The 20,960-nt window shown below is 65.8% G+C and carries 15 protein-coding genes; 4 read left to right on the top strand and 11 right to left on the bottom strand.

Features of this window, described 5'->3' with window-relative positions:
• The first annotated feature begins 97 nt into the window (after window positions 1–97).
• The 4 genes from J0O65_RS10125 to J0O65_RS10140 all read left to right on the top strand — a co-directional run bounded on the left by J0O65_RS10125 (window position 98) and on the right by J0O65_RS10140 (window position 5,190).
• Window positions 98–1,792 (top strand): MFS transporter, encoded by a 1,695-nt coding sequence (locus J0O65_RS10125; protein WP_215406407.1) that lies wholly within the window; start codon window positions 98–100, stop codon window positions 1,790–1,792.
• On the top strand, window positions 1,779–2,954 hold the full coding sequence (locus J0O65_RS10130; RefSeq protein WP_251373631.1) for an HlyD family secretion protein: 1,176 nt from the start codon (window positions 1,779–1,781) through the stop codon (window positions 2,952–2,954). Before J0O65_RS10125 ends, J0O65_RS10130 begins: the two co-directional genes overlap by 14 nt.
• Entirely contained in the window at window positions 2,951–4,345 is a 1,395-nt protein-coding gene (locus J0O65_RS10135; RefSeq protein WP_215406409.1) for an efflux transporter outer membrane subunit, read from the top strand. Before J0O65_RS10130 ends, J0O65_RS10135 begins: the two co-directional genes overlap by 4 nt.
• Before the next feature lie 104 nt (window positions 4,346–4,449).
• Window positions 4,450–5,190 (top strand): hypothetical protein, encoded by a 741-nt coding sequence (locus tag J0O65_RS10140; RefSeq protein WP_215406411.1) that lies wholly within the window; start codon window positions 4,450–4,452, stop codon window positions 5,188–5,190.
• Between the two features lie 19 nt (window positions 5,191–5,209).
• Here the strand turns inward: J0O65_RS10140 and J0O65_RS10145 are convergent, their stop codons facing one another.
• From J0O65_RS10145 to J0O65_RS10195, 11 genes are all read right to left on the bottom strand, one after another.
• The gene (locus J0O65_RS10145; RefSeq protein WP_215406413.1) at window positions 5,210–6,082 is read right to left on the bottom strand and encodes a hypothetical protein; all 873 of its coding nucleotides are present in this window, start codon (window positions 6,080–6,082) and stop codon (window positions 5,210–5,212) included.
• 230 nt (window positions 6,083–6,312) lie between these two features.
• The gene (locus J0O65_RS10150; RefSeq protein WP_215406415.1) at window positions 6,313–9,429 is read right to left on the bottom strand and encodes an efflux RND transporter permease subunit; all 3,117 of its coding nucleotides are present in this window, start codon (window positions 9,427–9,429) and stop codon (window positions 6,313–6,315) included.
• 8 nt (window positions 9,430–9,437) lie between these two features.
• Window positions 9,438–10,610 (bottom strand): efflux RND transporter periplasmic adaptor subunit, encoded by a 1,173-nt coding sequence (locus J0O65_RS10155; protein WP_215406417.1) that lies wholly within the window; start codon window positions 10,608–10,610, stop codon window positions 9,438–9,440.
• A 13-nt stretch (window positions 10,611–10,623) separates the two neighbouring features.
• Complete coding sequence (locus J0O65_RS10160; RefSeq protein WP_251373632.1) at window positions 10,624–12,036, bottom strand: efflux transporter outer membrane subunit; 1,413 nt, start codon at window positions 12,034–12,036, stop codon at window positions 10,624–10,626.
• Window positions 12,033–12,761, bottom strand: coding sequence for a CerR family C-terminal domain-containing protein (locus J0O65_RS10165; protein ID WP_215406419.1), 729 nt, complete (start codon window positions 12,759–12,761; stop codon window positions 12,033–12,035). Before J0O65_RS10165 ends, J0O65_RS10160 begins: the two co-directional genes overlap by 4 nt.
• Before the next feature lie 263 nt (window positions 12,762–13,024).
• Complete coding sequence (locus J0O65_RS10170; protein WP_215406421.1) at window positions 13,025–14,386, bottom strand: hybrid sensor histidine kinase/response regulator; 1,362 nt, start codon at window positions 14,384–14,386, stop codon at window positions 13,025–13,027.
• 142 nt (window positions 14,387–14,528) lie between these two features.
• Window positions 14,529–15,263, bottom strand: coding sequence for a 2OG-Fe dioxygenase family protein (locus tag J0O65_RS10175; RefSeq protein WP_215406423.1), 735 nt, complete (start codon window positions 15,261–15,263; stop codon window positions 14,529–14,531).
• Window positions 15,264–15,368: 105 nt separating this feature from the next.
• Window positions 15,369–17,402, bottom strand: a complete 2,034-nt coding sequence (locus tag J0O65_RS10180) for a TonB-dependent receptor (RefSeq protein WP_215406425.1) — start codon at window positions 17,400–17,402, stop codon at window positions 15,369–15,371.
• A 33-nt stretch (window positions 17,403–17,435) separates the two neighbouring features.
• Window positions 17,436–17,924: a DUF6702 family protein gene (locus J0O65_RS10185; RefSeq protein WP_353056177.1), complete on the bottom strand. Its 489-nt coding sequence runs from the start codon at window positions 17,922–17,924 to the stop codon at window positions 17,436–17,438.
• On the bottom strand, window positions 17,921–20,290 hold the full coding sequence (locus J0O65_RS10190; RefSeq protein ID WP_215406427.1) for a M1 family metallopeptidase: 2,370 nt from the start codon (window positions 20,288–20,290) through the stop codon (window positions 17,921–17,923). Before J0O65_RS10190 ends, J0O65_RS10185 begins: the two co-directional genes overlap by 4 nt.
• A gap of 165 nt (window positions 20,291–20,455) precedes the next feature.
• Window positions 20,456–20,917: a MarR family winged helix-turn-helix transcriptional regulator gene (locus J0O65_RS10195; RefSeq protein WP_099378088.1), complete on the bottom strand. Its 462-nt coding sequence runs from the start codon at window positions 20,915–20,917 to the stop codon at window positions 20,456–20,458.
• Window positions 20,918–20,960: the final 43 nt, after the last annotated feature.

The raw sequence follows: 20,960 nt of genomic DNA on the forward strand, positions 1-20,960 counted from the left end.
GGTGATATGCTGCTGACTAGAACTGTTCATTTGCAACTGTTTGCTTGATAGCAAAGCAGCAAGGAACGGCTTCAGCAAACCGGATCGCGATTACCGCATGGACAAGTACACACCTCGCACCTGGGGGCCGGGCGAACGCCCGACCTTGCCCGGGTCGCCATCGATGCCCGAACATTCGACGCCCAAGCGTGTCGCGTATTTCATCGTCGGCCTGATCGTCGCGCTGACGGGGGGACTGGGCAACGGCCTGGTGACGGCCAATCTGCTGAACCTGCAAGGTTCGCTGGCCGCCTATGCCTACCAGATGCAGTGGCTGCCGGCCGCCTACGTGATGACCATCGTCTCGATGAATCTGCTGCTGGTGAAATTCCGCCAGCAGTTCGGCCTGCGCCTGTTTACGGAAGCGTTCCTGGTGCTGTACGCGCTCGTCACCTTTGCCCACCTGTATGCGAATACCCTGCCGTCGGCGATCGCCGTGCGCGCCGCGCATGGCATGGTGGGCGGCGCGCTGGGGGTGCTGGGCCTGTACTACACCTTGCAGGCGTTTCCCGCGCGGCACCGCCTGAAAGGCGTGGTGCTGGGCCTGGGCTTTGCCCAGCTGGCGCTGCCCCTGGCGCGCATCTTCACCTCCGAACTGCTGCAGATCGGCGAATGGCACGGCCTGTACCTGTTTGAACTGGGACTGGCCCTGCTGGCGCTCGGCTGCGTGCTGGCCCTGAAACTGCCGCCCGGCGACCGCGTGCAGACCTTCGAGCCGCTCGACTTCCTCACCTTCATCCTGTTCGCGCCCGGCGTGGCCCTGCTGTGCGCCGTGCTGGCGCAGGGGCGCACGGCGTGGTGGATGGAGTCCGAGTGGGTGGGCGTGTGCCTGGCGTGCTCCATCGTGCTGATCGCCGCCTCGCTGGCCATCGAGCACAACCGCGCCCGCCCGCTGCTCAACACGCGCTGGCTCACCACGGGCAAGATCGCCAAGCTGTTTTTATCGGTGCTGCTGTTTCGCATCGTACTGTCCGAATCGACGGGGGCGGTCGGCTTCCTGCAGGCGCTGGGCCTGAACACGGACCAGATGCAAAACCTGTTCATCGTGGTCTTTCTGGGCAGCGTGGCGGGCCTGGTGGTCAGCGCGCTGACGATCAACCCGGCGACCCTGCACCGCTCGCTGATGTTCGCGTTGCTGCTGATCGCGGCCGGCGCCCTGATCGACGCGCACGCCACCAGCCAGACGCGCCCCGTCAACATGTATGTCAGCCAGTTCCTGCTGGCATTTGGCGGCACGTATTTCCTCGGCCCCACGATGGTGGCCGGCATGGGCGCCGTGATCGCCGAACCGCGCAACCTGGTGAGTTTTTCCGTGATGTTTACCATGACGCAGAACCTGGGCGGCCTGCTCGGGTCGGCCATCGTCGGCACCATCCAGACGGCGCGCGAAAAATACCATTCCAGCTATCTGGTCGAGCACCTCACCATGCTCGACCCGCAGGTGGCCGCGCGCGTGCAGTCGGGCGCGTCGGCCTATGGCGGCGTGCTGACGGACCCCGCCTTGCGCAGCGCCCAGGGCGTGGCGCGCCTGGGCGCCGTCGCCACGCGCGAAGCCAATGTGCTGGCCTATAACGACGTCTTCCTGATGATCGCCGGCGTCGCCATCGCCACCCTGATCTGGATGCTGGTCAGCCAGTCCTGGACCCGCATCACCACCGGCGCGCGCCGCCTGGTCGGCCCCGTGCGCGATGCGCAGACGGCCATGGCCATCGTCCCCATTACCAATTCGGAACCGAGCAATGACAGAAAATAACATCCCGCCACCAGCATCGACGGCGCCAGCAGCCGCCCCCGCCGCCCCTTCCACGGCGCAGCCGGACCGGCGCCACCAGTGGCTGTCCGCGCTGGCCTTTGCCGCCGTGGCCTTGGTGGGCGTGCTGATCGTATTGTATGCGTGGCGCTTGCCGCCGTTCACCAGTCCCATCGTGACGACGGAAAACGCCACCGTGCGCGGGCAGGTGACGATCATCGGCACGCAGTTGTCGGGCTATGTGGTGGAAGTGACGGTGCAGGACTTCATGGACGTCAAGGAGGGGCAGTTGCTGGTGCGCATCGACGACCGCATCTACCAGCAGCGCTACGAGCAGGCCCAGGCCCAGCTGGCCGCGCAGCAGGCGGCGTTGTCGAACTGGGCGCAGCAGAAGGCCAGCGCGCAGGCGGGCATTTCCGTCAGCGAAGCGGCGCTGGCCAATGCGGAAGCGCAGGCGCGCAAGGCCAGCGCCGACCTCAATCGCGTGGAGCAATTGGTGGCCGATGGTTCCCTGTCGCAGCGCGAACACGATCAGTCGCGCGCCACGCAGGCGCAGATGGCGGCCGCGCTGGCGCAAGCGCGCGCCAACCTGGACATCGCCCAGCAAAGCGTGCATAGCGTGGTGGTCAACAAGCAGGCATTGGAAGCGGCCGTGGCGAACGCGCAGGCGGCCGCCAAGGCGGCGAAGATCGACCTCGATAACACGCGCATCGTGGCGCCATCCGATGGGCAATTGGGCCAGGTGACGGTGCGCCAGGGCGCATACGTGAATTCGGGCGCGCAGCTGATGGCGCTGGTGCCGCGCCAGATGTGGGTGATCGCCAATTTCAAGGAAACGCAGATGAATGGGGTGCAGGAAGGGCAGAGCGCCACCTTCCACGTCGACGCCCTCGATGGCGCCGTGCTGACGGGCCAGGTGGAGCGCATCTCGCCGGCCACCGGTTCCGAGTTTTCCGTGCTGCCGGCCGATAATGCGACGGGCAACTACCTCAAGATCGCCCAGCGCATTCCCGTGCGCATCCGCATCGATCCAGGGCAGGCGAATGCGCGCCGCCTCGTTCCCGGCATGTCGGTGGTGGTCAGCGTCGATACGTCGGCCGTGCTGAACGACTCGGCGGATAATCCGGCGCCGCCGCCGCCGGCGCCGAAGAAGGCCAAGCCATGAAGCGCCGCGCCCTGTTGATGGCCGGCGCGCTGGCGCTGGCCGGCTGCGCCGCCAAGGCGCCCTTGCAGCCGCCATCGGCGCTGCAACTGCCGTCCGGCTGGCGCGCGCAAGCCATCGGCGCACCAGCGGCGACGGGCGCCCATGTCGAGCAGCTGTGGTGGCAGGCGTTTGGCGATCCGGTCTTGAGCGACCTGGTGGGCGAGGCGCTGGCGCGCAATGGCGACTTGCGCGTGGCGCGCGCCCGGGTGCAGGAATACCGCGCGCGCCTGGCGCAGGCCGACGCGAACCGCGCGCCGAACCTGGCGTTCGACGGCTCGCCCACGCGCACGCGCACCCTGGCTTCCAGCGGCAAGCCGTATGTGACGAATGTCTTCCAGGCGGAACTGCAGGCCAGCTATGAAATCGACGTGTGGGGCCGGCTGGCCAGTCTGAGCGACGCGGCCGGCGAGAGCTACCGCGCCGAGCAGGCCAGCCTCGATGCGGCGGCCCTGTCGATCGCCGCCAGCGTGGCGACCAGTTACCTGAATTTGCGCGGGCTCGACGCGCAGCTGGCGCTGACGCAATCGACGCTGCAACTGCGCGAACAGTCGCGCGAGCTGGCGCGCAAGCAGTTCGAGGTGGGCTACAGTTCGCGCCTGGAATGGCTGCAGGCGCAATCGGAATACCATGCGGCGGCCGAGCAGGTGCCGCAGCTGCAGCGGCAGATATTCGAACAGGAAAACGCGCTGGCCATCCTCGTCGGCGGCAATCCCGGCCCCATCGCCCGCGGCTTGCCCCTGGCCGAGCTGGCGGCGCCTGACGTGCCGGCCGGCCTGCCGTCCGCATTGCTGCGCCGGCGGCCCGACATCGCGCGCGCGGAACACAACCTGGCGGCCGCCAACGCCAGCCTGGCCGCCACGCGCGACCAGCTGCTGCCCTCGTTCAAGCTGACGGCCGTCGGCGGCGGGCAGGCGACGACGCTCACCGATTTCCTGCATGCGCCGACCGCCCTGTGGCGCCTGACGGCGCTGGCGGCCGGCCCCCTGTTCGATGGCGGCCGCGTGCAGGCGCAGACGGATGCGGCCGGCGCGCAGCGCGACCAGCTCGTGTACGCGTATGAAAACGTGGTGCGCAACGCCTTCGCCGAAACGGAAAACAGCCTGGGCGCCATCTACCGGCTGCGGCAGCAAGCCGTGGAAAACGACGCGCGCCGCGCCACCGCGTTTGATACCCTGCGCATCGCGCATAACCGCTACCGCAATGGCTACGCCTCGTACCTGGAAGAACTCGACGCCCAGCGCACCCTGTACAGCGCCGACGTGGGCATGCTGCAGCTGAAGACGCGCATCCTCGTCGCTTCGGTCGACCTGTATCGCGCCATGGGCGGCGGCTGGTCGGCCCCGACGCCTTAGGCGCGCGTGCACGGCGTGGCCGTTTGCCGCGGCCGGTGTACTATTCCGGACTGGGAAAGCGGCGGCATGGTGCCAGCCGCTCCCGTCACGAACGAGGTCGCAGCATGACGATTTTTGGCATAGGCATCCACATCCTGATCGCGGTATTTTTTGCGATTCACGTGGTGCGCAACGGGCAGCAGTTGTACTGGCTGCTCATTTTATTCATGTTCCCGCTGCTGGGCAGCGTAGTGTATTTCTTCGCCATTTACCTGCCCAATTCGCGCCTGCCGCAAGGCGCGCGCAAGGTCGCGTCGGTGGCCGTGCAGGTACTCGATCCGAACCGCGAATTGCGCGAGGCGAAAGCCGCCTTCGAGTACACGCCGACGGCGCAAAACCAGATGCGCCTGGCTAGCGCGCAGCTGGAGGCGGGCGATGCAAAGGAAGCGGCGGCGACGTATGAAGCCTGCCTGCAGGGAGCGTTTTCATCGGACCTGGAAATCCGCCTGGGCGCGGCGCGCGCCTACCTGGAATGCGCGCGCGGTGCGGAGGCCTTGGCGCACCTGGAATTCATCCGCCGCACGGATATCCATTTCCGTCCCGAGATGGTGTCCCTGCTGACGGCGCGCGCGCTGGCGCAAAGCGGGCGACAGACGGACGCGAAGGCGGAATTCGACGATGCGCTGACGCGCTACAACAGCTTCGAGTGCCGCGCCGAATGCGCGATCTGGGCCCTGCAGCAGGGCGACAAGGTGTTGTCGGAACGCCTGCTGCTCGATATCGACAACGCCATGGCCCGCTGGAGCAGCCATACGCGTGCCATGTATGCGCCGCTGCTGGCGCGCCTGGAGGCGGCGCGCCGCTGATTTTTTGCCGGTGCCTGGCTCAGACGCCAGGCACCGTGTTCTTCCCTTCGACTAATTTATACCCCTTGCCATCGAAAGCATAGCGCGCGTGGCCGTTCAAGGGCGTGGCGATGCGCGGCGGGTCTTCGTCCGGTTTGACCGTGACGCCCGGCTTGATCTTCTCGGAGGCGCCCTTGAAATCGATCAGCAGGTCGTCGTAGGCGCCGCCGTTGCGCGCTGCCGCGAAGCGCCACTTGCCGTCGACCATCCAGCACTCGTCCATTTCCGGCCCGCAGGCGCCCATATTGTCCGAGTACAGGTCGATGCCGCCATCGAGCGCGGCCACCTTGCCGTCGCCGATCTCGAACAGGGCCAGCTGCGTGATGGTGTAACCCTGGCCCGTATAGCCATGGCGGATCGCCAGTCCCGGCTTGTTCGCGCCCAGCATGACCCAGTGGACTTCGCCGAGCTGCCCCGAGGAACCGAGGGCGGCGATGTTTTCCAGGCGCTTCACGACTTGCCACTGGCCGTCTTCCGGCTGGCCCTTGGGCGCCAGGAAAAAGACGTTCAACAGGCCCGGCGAGGCATGCGCCGATTCGGCCGTGCCTTCCGTGTTCGCCGTTTCCGCATTCGCCACCAGGATGGCGCGGCCATCGGGCAGCAGCTTGTGGCTGACGGCGCTGACCACGTAACTGAGTTTGTCGACGTGGTTATCGGGATCGGACAGGTCGGCTAGCGCATCGTCGCTGTCGCTGCGGTAGTCCTTGCCGAAGACGGCGCGCATCATGCCCGCTTCGCGTTCGCGCGCCTGCGGCGTGTTCATCGCTTCCGTCCTGGGCGCGGTGGCGGCCGGCGGCGGCACGTGTTCGGTCGATGCCGTGTCGGCGGGGGCGGCGGGGACCTCGGCTGCCACGTCAGCTGCTACGCTGGCGCTGGCGGGGGCGGTCTTGTCCGAGCAGGCGCCAAGCAGTGCGGATACGATTAACAGGGCGAGCGGGGTGCGGTAATTCATAGGCAGGGCAGATTGCGTTCATGGAGAATGGGCGCAGTATGCCAGATAGATGGAAGCGAGGGAGCGCGGCCTGGCGGCCGGTCCTTCGCTTCCTTGCCCGCAGGGGGCGATTCTGCAATTCGCGGTGGCGCTTATTTTTCCAGCGCCACCTTGTCATCGCGCCGCAGCGGCGCCTTCTGGCGGCGCAGTTTCGCCATGCCGCGCTTGAGCAGGTGCTCCAGGTCGTCGATATAGGTGAATACGGCCGGCACCACCAGCAGGCTCAACAAAGTCGAGGTGATCAGGCCACCGATGACGGTAATGGCCATCGGCGAACGGAAGCTGGGGTCTGCGCCCCAGCCCAGCGCCAGCGGCATCATGCCGGCGCCCATGGCGATCGTCGTCATCAGGATGGGGCGGCTGCGCTTGTGGCAGGCGTCGACCAGCGCATCGAAGCGGTTCATGCCGGCCTGGCGCGCCAGGATCGCATAGTCGACCAGCAGGATCGAGTTTTTCGTGACGATCCCCATCAGCATGATCAGGCCGATCATTGACGGCATCGACAGGGCGCTGCCCGTGATCAGCAAGGCCACGAAGGCGCCGCCGATCGACAGCGGCAGCGCCGCCAGGATGGTCACCGGCTGCATGAAGTCCTTGAACAGCAGCACCAGCACGCAGTAGATGCACAGCACGCCGATCAGCATGGCCAGGCCGAAGCTGGCGAACAGCGAGGCCATCTCCTGCGCGTCGCCCAGTTCGGCGATCTTCACGGAAGGCGGCAAATTCTTCATCGACGGCAGCGCGCGCGCTTCCTCGTTCAATTCGCCGAGGGTGCGCGAACCGAGTTCCACGTCGAGGGTCACGTTGCGGCTGCGGTTCAAGCGGTCGATCTGCGCCGGGCCGCTTTCCATCGTCACGCTGGCCACGTTCGCCAGGCGCACCGGGCCATTCTTGCCGGGCACCGTCAGGCGTTCGATGGCGGCCAGGTCGGCGCGCACGCTGTCGGGCAGCTTGACGCGGATCGGCACCTGCCGCTCGGGCAGGTTCATTTTCGTCAGATCCGTATCGTAGTCGCCGGCCGTGGCCACGCGCACGGTTTCGCCGATGGCTGCCGCCGTCACGCCCAGGTCGGCCGCCTTGGCGAAATCGGGGCGCACGATGATTTCCGGGCGCACCAGCGAGGCGCTGGAATTGACGTTGCCGATGCCTTTCAGGCCACGCAGCTCGCGTTCGACCTTTTGCGCCGCGGCCATCAGCGCCACCGGGTCTTCCGAACGCAGCACCAGCTGCATCTTGACGCCCGTGTCGGGCGGACCCACCGTGAAGCGGGCGCCGGGGATCGTATCGAGCTTGTGGCGCAGCTGCGTTTCCAGGTCCGCCATCGATTCCTTGCGCTCGGTGCGGTGCACGGTGGTCAGGGTCAGCACGGCGCGGCGCGCCTCGGCCGCCGCGCCGGGGGCGAAGGCGTCGCCGCTGGAGCCGCCGCCTATCGAGCTGAAGACGCCCTTGATGCCTTCTGTACGCATGGCCGCGTCGCGCGCCAGGGCCGCCACGGCCTGCGTCTCGGCCAGGGTGGAGCCGGGCGGCAGTTCCAGGTTGATCTGCGTCTGCGCACGGTCGGCGGCCGGCACGAAACCGGTCGGCAGCAGCGGCACGAGGGCGATGGCGCCGACAAAGAACAGGGCCGCGGCGATGGCCGTGATGCCGCGGTGGTTCAGGCACCAGCGCATGACGCGCAGGTAGCGCGTCATCAGCCAGCCATCCTGTTCTTCCTTGTGCGGCAGCGGTTTCAGGATGTAGGCGGCCATCATCGGCGTGAGCAGGCGCGCCACCACCAGCGAGGCCAGCACGGCCAGCACGGCGGTCCAGCCGAACTGCTTGAAGAACAGGCCGGGAATGCCGCTCATGAAGGCCGTCGGCAGGAACACGGCCACCAGCGCGAAGGTGGTGGCGATCACCGCCATGCCGATTTCGTCGGCCGCTTCCATGGCCGCCTCCATGGGCGACTTGCCCATGCGCAGATGGCGCTCGATGTTTTCGATTTCCACGATGGCGTCGTCGACCAGCACGCCGACGACCAGCGCCAACGACAGCAGGGTGACGGTGTTGAGCGTGTAGCCGAACCAGTAGATGCCGAGGAACGCCGGCATCACGGACAGGGGCAGGGCGGCGGCGGCCACCAGGGTGGCGCGCCAGTCGCGCAGGAACCACCACACCACCAGCACGGCCAGCAGCGCGCCTTCGTACAGCAGCTCCATCGAGCCGTCGAAGTTTTCCTCGACGGGGAAGGCATTGTCGATCGATTGCTGCAGCACGACATTCGGGTTGTCCTTCTGCAGCTCGGCGATGGCGGCGCGCGCGCCCTTGGCGACGGCCACTTCGCTGGCGCCCTTGGTGCGGAACACCTCGAAGGCGACGACCGTCCTGCCATCCTGCTCGGCCAGCGCGCGCGGTTCGGCGACCGTATCGCGCACGGTGGCCACCTGGTCCAGGCGCACATGGCGGCCATCCGGCAGCGGCACTTCCACGCGCGACAGTTCATCGGCCGTCTTGACGGTGGCGATGGTGCGCACCGACTGCTCGGCGCCGCTGACGTCGCCCCGGCCGCCAGGCGCTTCGCGCTGCACCAGGCGCAGCTGGCGCGAGACGTCGAGGGCCGACACCTTCAATGCCGCCATGCGCGCCTCGTCGAGTTCCACCTGGATCTCGCGGTAGACGCCGCCCACGCGGGTGACGGCGCCCACGCCGGGCACCGTCAGGAGGCGCTTGGCCACCGTGTTGTCGACGAACCACGACAGGTCGGGCGCGTCGAGCGGATTGTCCACGCCTGGTTTTGCCGTGGCGATGAAGGTCAGCACCACCCTGCCGGCCGTGGACGCCTTGGTGACGGTGGGGTCGCGCAGCTCGGCCGGCATGTCCGCCTTGACCCGCGCGACGGCGTCGCGCACGTCGTTGACGGCTTCGGCGATCTGCTTTTCCAGGATGAATTCAACGGTCACCGTGACGACGCCATCGAGCACCTTGGTGTAGATGTTCTTCACTCCTTGCAGGGTGGCGACGGAGTCTTCGATCTTGCGCGCAACTTCCGTTTCCAGCTGCGCCGGCGCGGCGCCGGGCAGCACCGCGCTGACGGTGACGATGGGCAGTTCGATGTCGGGGAAATCCTGTACCGGATTGGCCTTGTAGGCCAGCAGCCCGGCCAGGGTCAAGAGCGCGAACAGCATGATGGCCGGGATCGGGTTCTTGATCGAGAGGGAGGAAAAGTTCATGGCTTTCCTTACTTTTTCGCTGCCACGGCGGCCGGCGCAACGGGCTTGGCTGCCACCGGAGTGACGACATTGCGCACCAGGTCGCCGTCATTGAGGAAGCCGGCGCCGCTGACGACGATCGTCGTGTCGGCCGTGATGCCGTCGATGATTTCGATGCGGTCGCTCAGGCGCCGTCCGGCCTGTACCTTGATCTGGCTGACACGCTGATCGGCATTCAGGCGGAAGACATAGCTGAAGCCGTCGCGCACGGCGATCGCCTGCTGCGGCACCGTCAGCGCGCCCGAGGTGCCCAGTTCGAATTCGCCGCTGGCGTACATGCCGGCCTTGAACGGCGCGTTGTTGCCCGTGCTGGCCGGCAGGTCGACGTAGACGAGGGCCGAACGGGTCTGCGGATCGACCGTGGGAGCGATCATGCGCACCTTGCCCGTCAGGACGCTGCCATTGGCCGCCTTGACCTGCGCCAGGGTGCCAGGTTTCAGGTTCAGCAGCTCGGTGGCCGTCACTTCGGCGCGCCATTCGAGGCGGCCCTGGCGGATCATGCGGAACAGTTCCGTGCCGGCGCCCACCACCGACCCGACTGTGGCCGAGCGCGAAGAGATGATGCCGCTGTCGGGCGCCACCACCTGCGTGTATTTCAGGCGCAGCTGCTGCGACGCCAGTTGCGCCTTGGCGGACGCGATGCGGGCGTTGGCCGTCTGTTCGGCCGTCAGGTATTGGCTGATCTGCTGGGCGCTGATGGCGCCCGTGCTTTGCAGCGAGCGGGCGCGCTGCGCGTTGGCCGCCGCTTCCGCCGCATTCGCTTCCGCTTCCAGCACGGCGGCCTTGGCCTGCGCCACGTCGGCGTTTACCGTGTCGTTCGAGAACACGGCCAGCACCTGGCCGGCGCGCACCACGTCACCGACGTTCACGCGTACGTCCGTCAGACGCAAGCCGTTCGATTCGCTGCCGATGACGGCTTCCTGCCAGGCGGCCACGTTGCCGTTGGCCTTCAGCTTGATGGGCAGGCTGGCCGTTTGCGGCTTGGCCGTGGTGACGGTGAGGGCCGGCTTTTGCGCCGCTTTTTTATCTTTGGCCTCGTCGGCCGCGGTGGAGGAAGGGGAGTACAGGGTAACGCCGGCGCCCAGCAGCACACACAGGGCGGCCAGCGCGAGCGCCATCGGTTTCAAGGTCTGTTTTTTCATGTTGTCGTATCCGTCAAGGTGCGTTGTTGGCGATGGCGCTGCTGTTCCAGCCGCCGCCGGCGGCGCGGTACAGCGCCACCCAGGCGGCGCTGCGTTCGCGCTCGAGGTTGACCACGGTGTTTTCGGCGGCCAGGCGCGTGCGGCGCGCGTCTTCCAGTTCGATCAGGCTGGCCAGGCCATTCCTGTAGCGGTCCTCGGTGGCGACAAACGACACGCGGTAGCCTTCCAGTGCGGCTTTCGCGTGGCCGCTGCGCTCGTCCGTGCTGGCCAGGTTGACCAGCGCCTCTTCCACTTCGCGCACGGCCTGGCGCACGCCGGCGCGGTATTTCACCACCGCCTCGTCGTAGCGCGCGCTGGCCGCATCGACCTGGGCGCGGCGGGTGCCGCCGTCGAAGATGGGCAGGCTGACGGCCAGCGGTCCGATGCTCCAGGTGCTGGCCGTGATGCTGCTGCCGCCAGCGCGGATGTTGCCCTTGCCGATGGAGCCGGCCAGGCTCAGGCGGGGATAGCGCTGCGCCTGCGCGCCGCGCACTTCGAAGCTGGCCGCCGCCACTTCGCGTTCGGCGCTGTAGATGTCGGGACGCTGGCCCAGGGTTTGCGCCGGCAGCTGCGCAATCGCTACGGGCGAGGGCAGGACCGCCGGGCTGGCCGCCAGCTTCTGGCGCAGCGACGTTTCCGGCATGGCCGACAGGGCCACCAGCGCCTTGACATTCACGTCGCAGGCGGCCCGTTGTTCGATGGCGCGGCTGGCGCCTTCGGCGGCGCTGGCGCGGGCCAGGGCGGCGTTGGCGGGCGGCTGGAAGCCGGCGCCGGCGCTCAGTTCCGTCAGGCGCGCCGAGTCGCGGCGCGAGACGGCGTCCTGCTCGGACACGGCCTGCAATTGCTGGCAGGTGCGCAAGGCGTAGTACTGGTTCGCCACTTCGGCGGCGACCGAGACGCGGGCCTCATGCCAGAGCGCGCGCGCGCTGTCGTAGCGCTCCTGCGCCGCATCGCGCGTGCCGCGGTTGGCGCCGAAGATGTCGATTTCCCACGACGCCTGCAACGCGGCCTGCGAGGTGGTGCCGCCGGGCTGGACCGATTGCTGGCTGGTGCGCACCACGCTGCCCGTCGCGTCGAGCTTGGGCGCCAGCGCGGCGCCGCTGCCGATGCTGTCGGCGCGCGCCTGCGCGATGCGCGTGCCGGCGGCGGCGATGGTCGGGCTGACCTGTTGCGCATCGGTGATCAGTTCCACCAGCAGGCTGTCGCCCTGGCCTTGCCACCAGCTGGACAGGTCCGTCAGCTTGCCGTTATGCGGCAGCGGCGCCTGCCACTGCGCGGGCGTGCCGGCGGCCACCGTTGCGGGTGGCGCCTGCAGGGCGCAACCGCCCAGCGCCAGCACGATGCTGGCGGCCAGGACGCGTTGAACGGTGCATTGAATGGTCGTCATGCTGGTCCTTCTGCTTGTCGTTGAGCGGTGGGAGGAGAGGGGGGAAGGGCCAGGCGCCGGCGCTCCACGTCGGCCATGGCCAGCGCGTAGTCGGTCATGCGCGCCAGCCAGGTATCGATGGCGTGCGGCGACTCCATCAGTTGCGGACGCAAGGTGTGCAGCACCTCGGCGCCGACCATGTGCTGCAGGGCCAGCGAGGCGATGGAAAACGCCAGGCGGTGCATGTCGTCGCTGTCGTCGGGCGCGCCCAGGTGGCGCGCCAGCACGCGCGTGAGCGCCTCGTGTTCGGCACGGATGTTCTGGTCGACCTCGCGCGCCCACAGGCCCGTCGGTTCGAGCATCTCGCGGCACCACAGGCGCATGCAGTCGCGCGCGATCTCGCCCTGCTGCATGGGGGCGAGCAATTGCGCATAAAAGCCTTCCAGGCTTTGGCGCAGGGTGAAATGCGGTTGCTCGTACAGGGCGATATTGTCTTGTGGAGCCGATAGTTGATGGGAGAAGGCGGCGCGGTACAGGCCCGCCTTGTCGCCAAAATAGTAGCTGATGGCGGCCGCGTTGGTGCCGGCCGCCTGTGCCAGTTCGCGCGTGGACGTCTTGGCGTAGCCCTGCTCGGCAAACAGGCGGATGGCGCTATGCAGCAGCCGCTCGCGCGACTGTTCGCCATCGGAACGGGGCTTGCGCCCGTCGTCGGCGGGTACGGTATGGGAAATGTTTTTTTCAATCATGTCGGAGATTTAATCATATATCTCAAACGATTGATATAACTAAATCGATTGATTTAGTTAAGGAAAGATGAAGACGCGGTAAAACGCGGGCAAAAAAAAGCCCGCGGTTGTATTCGCGGGCGCAATCCAATGTTCGGAGAACGAATTGGAGGAGACAGTTCCACTATAGCGCTGAAAATGGTGCAGTGCAATACCGTAGAACTACGGTATCGGCCCGGTTGAGATGGCAAAAAAACCATGGTTTATGTTGCGGTGCACCGGGATCAGGGTTTGTTGCGCAGGGCCAGGGTAAACGTGCTGCCGGAACCGTAGTCGCTGTTGAAGAACAGGGCGCCGCCGATGGCGTTGGCCAGGTTCTGGCACAGGTACAGGCCCAGTCCCGCCCCTTCCACGTGGCGCGTGGAGGTGGAATCGAGCTGCGAGAAGGCCTGGAACAGCTTGGCCTGGTCTTCTTCCTTGATGCCGGCGCCGCTGTCGGCGATGCTCATTTCCGTCACCAGCACGCCGTCTTCCTCGCGCTGGGCCAGGCTGATGCGCACCGTGCCCTGTTCCGTGAACTTGATGGCGTTGTTGAGCAGGTTGATGAGGATTTGCGTCAGCGCGCGTCGGTCCGTGTCGATGATGACGGGCGGCTGGCCCGCTTCTCCCAGCGCCATTTCCAGCGCCAGGCCCTTTTGCTGGGCCAGCGGGCGCAGGGTGTCGGCCACCTCGGCCATCAGTTCCTGGCAGTGCACGGGTTCGATCGACAGGGTCAGCTTGCCCGCCTCGATCTTGGCCACGTCGAGGATGTCGTTGATCAGCGAGAGCAGATGGCGCGCGCTGGCGCGGATGGTGTTCAGCTGCTTGTCCTGGTCCGACGTCAGCGGGCCGGGCAGTTTCATCAGCAGCGCGCCCGTGAAGCCGATGATGGCGTTGAGCGGCGTGCGCAGTTCATGCGACATGTTGGCGATGAAGGCGGACTTCATGCGGCTCGCCTCGGCCAGTTCCAGATTTTTCAGGGCGATTTCGCGGTTGATGGTTTCCAGTTCGGCCGCATGGTGCGCCAGGCGCATGTTCAGTTCGATCACCTGGCGTTCGCGCGCCTGCAGTTCGCCGTTGACCTGCACCGCCTGTTCATACGTGGAAATGAGCAAATCGAGGATTTGCTGGCGTTCCGCATTGATGAAATGCTTCTGGTCGCCCAGGTACAGGGCGATGCCGATTTCCACATTCTGGTTCTTGCGCAGCTTCTGGTTCATCAGCATGTGGCTGATGCGGTTGAGCAGGTAGTCTTCCGCGTAGGGCTTGCGGATGAAATTGTCGGCGCCGCACTCGATGCCGCGGATGATGTCCTTCGGGTCGTTGAGCGAGGTGACGAGGATCACGGGAATGTCGCGCAGGGTCGGATCGGACTTGATGGCACGGCACAGGTCGTAACCATTCATTTCAGGCATGACGATATCGGACAGCACCAGGTGCGGCTTGCGGTCGCGGATGGCGGCCAGGGCCAGCTGGCCATTCGCCGCCACGCGCGCGTTATAGTGCAGCGACTGGATCAGGCGGCGCAAGCGCTCCGCCTGGGTCGGGCTGTCCTCGACGATCAGGATCTCGATTTCGTCAGGCTTGATTTGGTTGTTGGAGTCCACAGACCTCTCCTAGGATTTCAGTGTGGTGATGCTGGGCGCCGTGAGCGCGCAATATCGACATCGTATGACTATATCGGATTTAGGTCTGCAAAAGTAACTTCCAAGTAACTATTTTGGCCACAGGAAATGCTGTGGCCGCCTGTTAATTCTCCCCCTGGAATTGGCCTGCGCGATAGGTGAGCACGAGGGTGTCGCGGTGGCCATGTTTGCCGAGGGGCTGGATCGGCGTCGATTCATGGATGACAGACGCATCGTCGAGCAGCAGCAGCGACCACGGCTCGGTCAGGGTAAAGCGCTTGCCGTTGGGGCCGTCAGCCTCGAAGATGCGCGTCTCGCCGCCCTTGACCTGTTCGCGCCCGATCAGCAGCACGGCGACGAAATCGACGCCGTCGCGGTGCGCCCCTTCCGGCGTGGGGCGGCCGATGCCGTCGGTCGTATCGATGCGGAACTGGTGCGCCTCGATGAACCACGGCTGGCGGCCCTTGACCTGCGAGCAAACGTCGCCCAGCGCACGGATCAGCTGCTGCCAAGCCGGCTGCGCGACGATGGCCGCTTCGACCGGTTCAAACAGGCGGTGCATGCCGCCGTGCAGGGCGTTGTATTCCACCGGCTGCCAGTGCGGACGGTGCGCCGTCTGCGTCAGGCGCTCGCCATCCTGCACGAAGCACGAGTGGCGCCGGCGGCGATAGCGGCCGCCATCCTTCAGGTAATTGTCCAGCGCCAGCGTGTTCCAGCTGCCTTCCAGCGCGCGCAGCGCGGCCAGCGGGCAGCCGGCCAGCGCGGCCACGTCCTGCGGGCGCAGGACGGCATAGCCGTCATCGCGCAAGGCGTCCTTGACGTGGGACGGGTCGGTAAAGATCGGTGCGGAAGTGCTCATGGCGGTGCGGGCCGGAACGCGGCCTGTCTCAGTTTATCCAGCCTGGCATTCTACGACTTCGCGGCAGTTCTTGTGCCAGGTCCGACAGGAATTATGCTTGTTGAGTTAAAAATTCTTTACCAGGGTCAGGCGCAGCGAGCGCGACTCCACCGGATGGAAGTGGATATCGTCGACGGGTTGCGCCTCGCCGGGCAGGCGCGAGGCATAGTAGTAATCGATGGCCGAGTCGCGCCGGTTGGCCAGGTTGTAGCCTTCGACCTCCACGCGCAAGGTCTTGTCGATCTGGTAGGCGATGCGCCCGTTCAGGCCCACGCTGGCCGCCGAGCGCACGCTGTTGTCTTCGATCAGCGGGCGCGGGCCGAAGTAGCGCAGGCGCAAGGAGCCCGACCACGGCCCCGCCGGCGTCACCGTCATGGCCAGCTGGGCCACGCCTTCGATGGCGCCGGGGATGAAGTCGCCCTCCGGGTCGCTGCCGCGCGAGCGCGCCCGCGCATACGCCAGGTCCAGGTCCAGCGACAGCCAGCTGGCGGCCTTGTAGTAGCTGGAAAACTCGATGCCATAGCGGCGGCTGGGGCGGCCCGCCTCGGTGGCCCCCGCGTCGCCGATGAACAGCAGCTCGGAATCGAAGTCCAGGCGGTACAGCGACAGCGACGTTTGCAGGCCGGCGATGGCGGCGCTGCGCAAGCCCAGTTCCAGGGCGCGCGAGCGCACCAGGGGCGTGACCTTGTCTGCCGCCTCGCCCGTCTTCGGGTCGAGCGCGATCGTCGTGCCGCGCGCGTCGTTGCTGTGAAAGCCATTGCCGATGTTGACATACGCTTCCGTGTCGCGCCACGGCCCGGCGATCACGCTCAGGCTGGGACTGAACAAATGGTCGCTGGCCGTGCCTGAATTTTCCGGCCGGTCGCTGCGCACGTCGAAGCGGTAGGCGTCCGCGCGCAGGCCGGCCACGGTGCGCAGCGACCGCGACCAGCGCGTGCTGTTTTCGCCATACACGCCGATGCTCGATTCGACGATATGGTCTTGCCGCGTGGTCGACACGATCTGTCGCTGGCGCGTGTTGTACAGACCATTGCGGATATTGTCGTTCTGCAGCTGCACGCCGATGGTGGTGTCGCTGCTGCCCCTGTCCGTGTGGCGGTGCCAGGTATGGCTGGCATCGAGGCCTGACGTCACGCGCCGGTCGGGCTGGGCGAACTGGTCGCCGTTGTCGGGGTCGTCCAGCGCATACGTAAAATTCGAGAACAAGGCCAGGCGGTTGGCGATCACGTACGCGCTGACCCTGGACGACACGTCGTCCGTCGTCTGGCGCCAGGCGCCGGACAGGCTGTAGCGCTGGGCCTTGCCGCCGTCGCTGGCATCGATGGCGTCGAAGCGGCCCAAGGTGCCGTCCCGCACGGCGCGCAGCGGAATCTGGTCGGTGGCGTTCCAGCTGGCGTCGTACGCCATGGCCGTGACGTTGTAGCCGTTGTTGGCATAGCCTTCGCTGTAGCGCAGCACGCCATTGCGCTTGCGGTAGCGGTCCGGCTGCGTGAACGGGCCGTCGTTATGCTGCGCTTCGAGCGCGTACAGCAGGCTGCCCTCGCCCGCATCGAGGGAGTCGGCCAGCAGGGCGCGGCGAAAGCCGTTTTGCCCGACGCCCGCGCTGGCGACGCCCTGCGTCAGGCGGTTCGCGTAGACGACGGACGCCGCGCCGGCCGAGGAAAAATCGCCTTGCGCCGCCGAATACGGTCCCTTTTTGTAATCGAGGCGCATGGCCAGTTCGGGGATCAGGAAATTCAGGTCCGTCCAGCCCTGGCCGTGGCCATGGCTGCGCTGGTTGACGGGCATCTCGTCGACGGTGGTGCGCAAGTCCGTGCCGTGATCGAGGTTGAAGCCGCGCAGGTAGAACTGGTTGGCCTTGCCCTCGCCGCTATGCTGGCTGACGATCAGCCCCGGCACGGCTTCGAGCAATTCGCCGGGCCGGTAGCTGGTGCGCGCGTCGAGCTGCTGTTGCGTGACGCTGCCCGCGTTGGCCGAATCGGCCACGCCCAGCTGGTTCAGGCGCGAACCGTCGACCAGCACGCGCTGGAAGATGTCGTCGGCGTGGGCGGCCGGTGAAAACAGGGCGGCGAGGAGGAGGGGAAGATGGCGTGGCGTCATGGGTGTCGGGGTGTGGCGGCGGTCTGCCGTTGTTCAGCGGATCGGCAGTGCCGTGTTCTGGCGGTCGAACGTCAGCGTCTGGATGGCGCCGCTGTCCTGCACGTTGAGGGTGTTGCGCTGGCTGGGCAGGAAGTCGATCAGCAGCTGGTTGTGGATGCGCGTGGCGGGGGCCAGGCGCGTGCCTTCGAGTTCCTGGAAGATGACCACGTTGTCGGCATTGACCTTCATGCCGACCCAGTTCAGGCGCAATCGCTTGCCGTCCGGTCCCACCAGATAAAACTGTTTTTCGACATAGCGGCGCAGCGCCGCTTCGCTGTCTTCCTGGCCCAGGTCGAACTGGCGCTGGTACAGATTCGTCAGCAGCGCCTCGACGTCGTGGCCCGTGTAGGTGTGCACCACTTCCGTGCTGCCGCTGGCCGCGTTATAGCTGATGTCCGCGATGCCCATGTGAAAATTGTGGGCGCCCGCCGCCATGCTGGCGCAGGCCAGCATGGCGCAAGCGGGCAGGCGCCAGCGCTTCACGCCTCGTCGCCCTTGGCCGAGCCGCTGCCTTTCAACGGCGTCTGGAAATCGCGCATCAGGTTATCCTTGGGCGACTTCTCGCTCTTGAACAGTTCCAGGCGCGATGGCGTGATTTTTCTTGGCCAGCTATTGTTGCTGGTGTCGATGTCGGCCGTTTCCCAGTACGGGTCCTGCACCAGGCCCACCATCGGTTCATCCGTGATGACGACCTTGGTGATTTTCTTCGGCGAGTAGCGCCACACTTCGGCCGGCACGCGCTCGACGTATTTCTTGCCGCTTTTCAGTTCGATCTCGAGGATCAGCGGCATCACCATGCCGCCCACGTTCGACAGGTCGACCAGGTACAGGTGCTTGCCCTGTTTCAGCAAGTCCTTTTCCCACGGCTCCAGGGCGGCCAGCGCTTCGGCATAGGCGTTGCGGTCCTTGTTGGTCACCGTGAAATCGTCATGCTGGTTGTAGAAATCCTTCAGCTCCGGATGCGCGTCGACGCGGCGCGGCATGCCCTTGTTGGCGCGGCTCGTGACCGATTCCGGCTGGGCGTCCTTCTGCGCCTTTTTCCAGGCTTTTTCCGTTTCCGGGTTCTTCGAGCTCACGCCGTATTCGCTGATGCCGTCGATGCTGATGTCGACCGGGTCGGTGGTATAAAACCAGCCGCGCCAGAACCAGTCCAGGTCCGTGCCTGACGCGTCTTCCATGGTGCGGAAAAAGTCGGCGGGCGTGGGGCGCTTGAACTTCCAACGCTGCGCATATTCCTTGAACGCGTAGTCGAACAGTTCGCGCCCGAGGATGGTCTCGCGCAGGATGTTCAGGCCCGCCGCCGGCTTGGCGTAGGCGTTGTTGCCGAACTGCAGCAGCGATTCGGAGTTCGTCATGATGGGCACCTGGTCGCGGCTACGCATGTAGTCGACGATTTCGCGCGGCTCGCCGCGCGAGGCCGGGTAGTTCTCTTCCCAGGCCTGCTGCGCCAGGTATTGCACGAAGGTGTTGAGGCCTTCGTCCATCCACGTCCATTGGCGCTCGTCCGAGTTGATGATCATCGGGTAGTAGTTGTGGCCCACCTCGTGGATGATCACGCCGATCAGGCCATATTTCGTGCGCTTGGAGTAGGTCAACTCGCCCGTCTTCTTGTCCTTCACGGGACGCGGACCGTTGAACGAGATCATCGGATACTCCATGCCGCCCACGGGGCCGTTGACGGAGATGGCCGTCGGGTACGGGTAGTCTATGCTGTACTTGTTGTACTGTTCGATCGTGTGCACGATGGCTTGCGTGCTGTACTTTTCCCACAGCGGATTGCCCTCTTTCGGATAGTAGGACATGGCCATCACATCGCTGCCGCCCTTCTTGTAGCCCTGCGCGTCCCAGATGAACTTGCGGCTCGATGCCCAGGCGAAGTCGCGCACGTTGGCTGCCTTGAAGTGCCACGTCTTTTGCGCGCGGCTGACGGATTTTTCGGCCGCCTCCGCCTCTTTCTGCGTGACGATGACGACGGGCTTGTCGCTGCCGCGGGCCTTTTCCAGGCGCTCGCGCTGTGCGGCCGAGAGCACGTCCTGCGGGTTTTGCAGCGCGCCGGTGGCGGCGACGATATGGTCGGCGGGAACGGTCAGCTGCACGTCGTAGTCGCCGAATTCCAGCGTGAATTCGCCCGAGCCAAGGAACTGCTTGTGCTGCCAGCCGGCCGCGTCGTAGTAGGCCGCCATGCGCGGGAACCACTGCGCCACTTCGAACAGGGCGTTCTTGTCGTCGAAGACTTCATAGCCGGCGCGCCCGCCCAGTACCTTCTGTTCATTGATGCGGTAATCCCAGTCGACCTGGAAGACGAAATCCTGGCCCGGTTTCAAGGGCTGCGGCAAATCGATGCGCATCATGGTGCGGTTGATAAGGTACTTCAGGGGCTGGCCATCCGCCCCTTTCAAGGCGCGGATATGGAAGCCGCCCTGGAAGTCGCCGCGCGCCAGGATGCCGCGCAAGCCTTCGAACTTCATGGTGTCTTCGCCCGCCGTCCTGGCCCAGGCCTGGCGCGAGGGCGCCGTGGTCATGCGGCGCGCGTCGGAATCGGGCCGGTAGATGTTCTGGTCCAGTTGCACCCACAGGTAGCCGAGGGTGTCGGGCGACTGGTTATGGTAGGTGATGGTGCCGCTGCCGGCGATTTCGCGTTTGGCTTCGTCCAGGGTGGCGCGGATCGTGTAGTCGGCGCGCTGCTGCCAGTAGGCGTGGCCCGGCGCGCCGGAGGCAGTGCGGTAGGTGTTCGGGGTGGGCAGCACTTCTTCGAGCTGGCGGAACTTGTCGTCGAATGGTTCGGCAGCATGGGCCGACACGGTAAAGCAGAGAGCCAACGAGGCTACGGAGCCGAAAGATAAGCGCATATCCACCCTGATGTTGTTGTAAGGAAATAGTGGCAACTATTCTATACGCAGGGCGAGGCCAGCCATGTATCGATTTGTAATAAAGAAAGGCGGATTGTGCGCCAGCTTTTGCCTGCCGCTGTCAGGCGGATGCTTTGCCTGATTTTGCTCGGAAAAGCGGTGCGTTTACTCACTTTTCATCAGGCTGTCGCGCAACTGGTTCAGTTGTTGTTTCATGTCCACAACTTGTTCCACGCTGCAGTGGCTGGCCGTCAGTATGGCTTCCGGCAACAGGGCCGCTTCATGGCGCAGCTGGTCGCCTTGTTCCGTAAGGGAAATGATGACCTGGCGCTCGTCGCTGGCGGCGCGCGTGCGCGTCAACAGGCCCGACTGCTCCATGCGCTTGAGCAGGGGCGTCAGGGTGGCCGAATCGAGGAACAGGCGCTCGCCCACTTCCGACACCGTCAGGCCGTCGCGCTCCCACAACACCATCATCACCAGGTATTGCGAATAGGTGAGACCGAGCTTGCGCAGCAGCTTGCGGTACAGCTTGTTCATGGCAAGCGAGGTCGAGTACAGCGCAAAGCACAACTGGCCGTCCAGGCGCGGTACCTGGTGCAATGGGTTGGGGGCGGTGGTGGTATCCATGGACACAGTATATATAGTGCGCTACTTAGTTGCAAGCGAGCTC

It is taken from the genome of Janthinobacterium sp. JC611, from assembly GCF_018682595.1.
Taxonomy (GTDB): domain Bacteria; phylum Pseudomonadota; class Gammaproteobacteria; order Burkholderiales; family Burkholderiaceae_D; genus Janthinobacterium.

Excerpts from the sequence above, each read along its gene's own strand:
- J0O65_RS10190 (WP_215406427.1), bottom strand. The coding sequence starts at position 20,290 with ATGCGCTTATCTTTCGGCTCCGTAGCCTCGTTGGCTCTCTGCTTTACC.
- J0O65_RS10180 (WP_215406425.1), bottom strand. The coding sequence starts at position 17,402 with ATGACGCCACGCCATCTTCCCCTCCTCCTCGCCGCCCTGTTTTCACCG.
- J0O65_RS10140 (WP_215406411.1), top strand. The coding sequence starts at position 4,450 with ATGACGATTTTTGGCATAGGCATCCACATCCTGATCGCGGTATTTTTT.
- J0O65_RS10130 (WP_251373631.1), top strand. The coding sequence starts at position 1,779 with ATGACAGAAAATAACATCCCGCCACCAGCATCGACGGCGCCAGCAGCC.
- J0O65_RS10125 (WP_215406407.1), top strand. The coding sequence starts at position 98 with ATGGACAAGTACACACCTCGCACCTGGGGGCCGGGCGAACGCCCGACC.
- J0O65_RS10135 (WP_215406409.1), top strand. The coding sequence starts at position 2,951 with ATGAAGCGCCGCGCCCTGTTGATGGCCGGCGCGCTGGCGCTGGCCGGC.
- J0O65_RS10155 (WP_215406417.1), bottom strand. The coding sequence starts at position 10,610 with ATGAAAAAACAGACCTTGAAACCGATGGCGCTCGCGCTGGCCGCCCTG.
- J0O65_RS10175 (WP_215406423.1), bottom strand. The coding sequence starts at position 15,263 with ATGAGCACTTCCGCACCGATCTTTACCGACCCGTCCCACGTCAAGGAC.
- J0O65_RS10150 (WP_215406415.1), bottom strand. The coding sequence starts at position 9,429 with ATGAACTTTTCCTCCCTCTCGATCAAGAACCCGATCCCGGCCATCATG.
- J0O65_RS10195 (WP_099378088.1), bottom strand. The coding sequence starts at position 20,917 with ATGGATACCACCACCGCCCCCAACCCATTGCACCAGGTACCGCGCCTG.
- J0O65_RS10160 (WP_251373632.1), bottom strand. The coding sequence starts at position 12,036 with ATGACGACCATTCAATGCACCGTTCAACGCGTCCTGGCCGCCAGCATC.
- J0O65_RS10165 (WP_215406419.1), bottom strand. The coding sequence starts at position 12,761 with ATGATTGAAAAAAACATTTCCCATACCGTACCCGCCGACGACGGGCGC.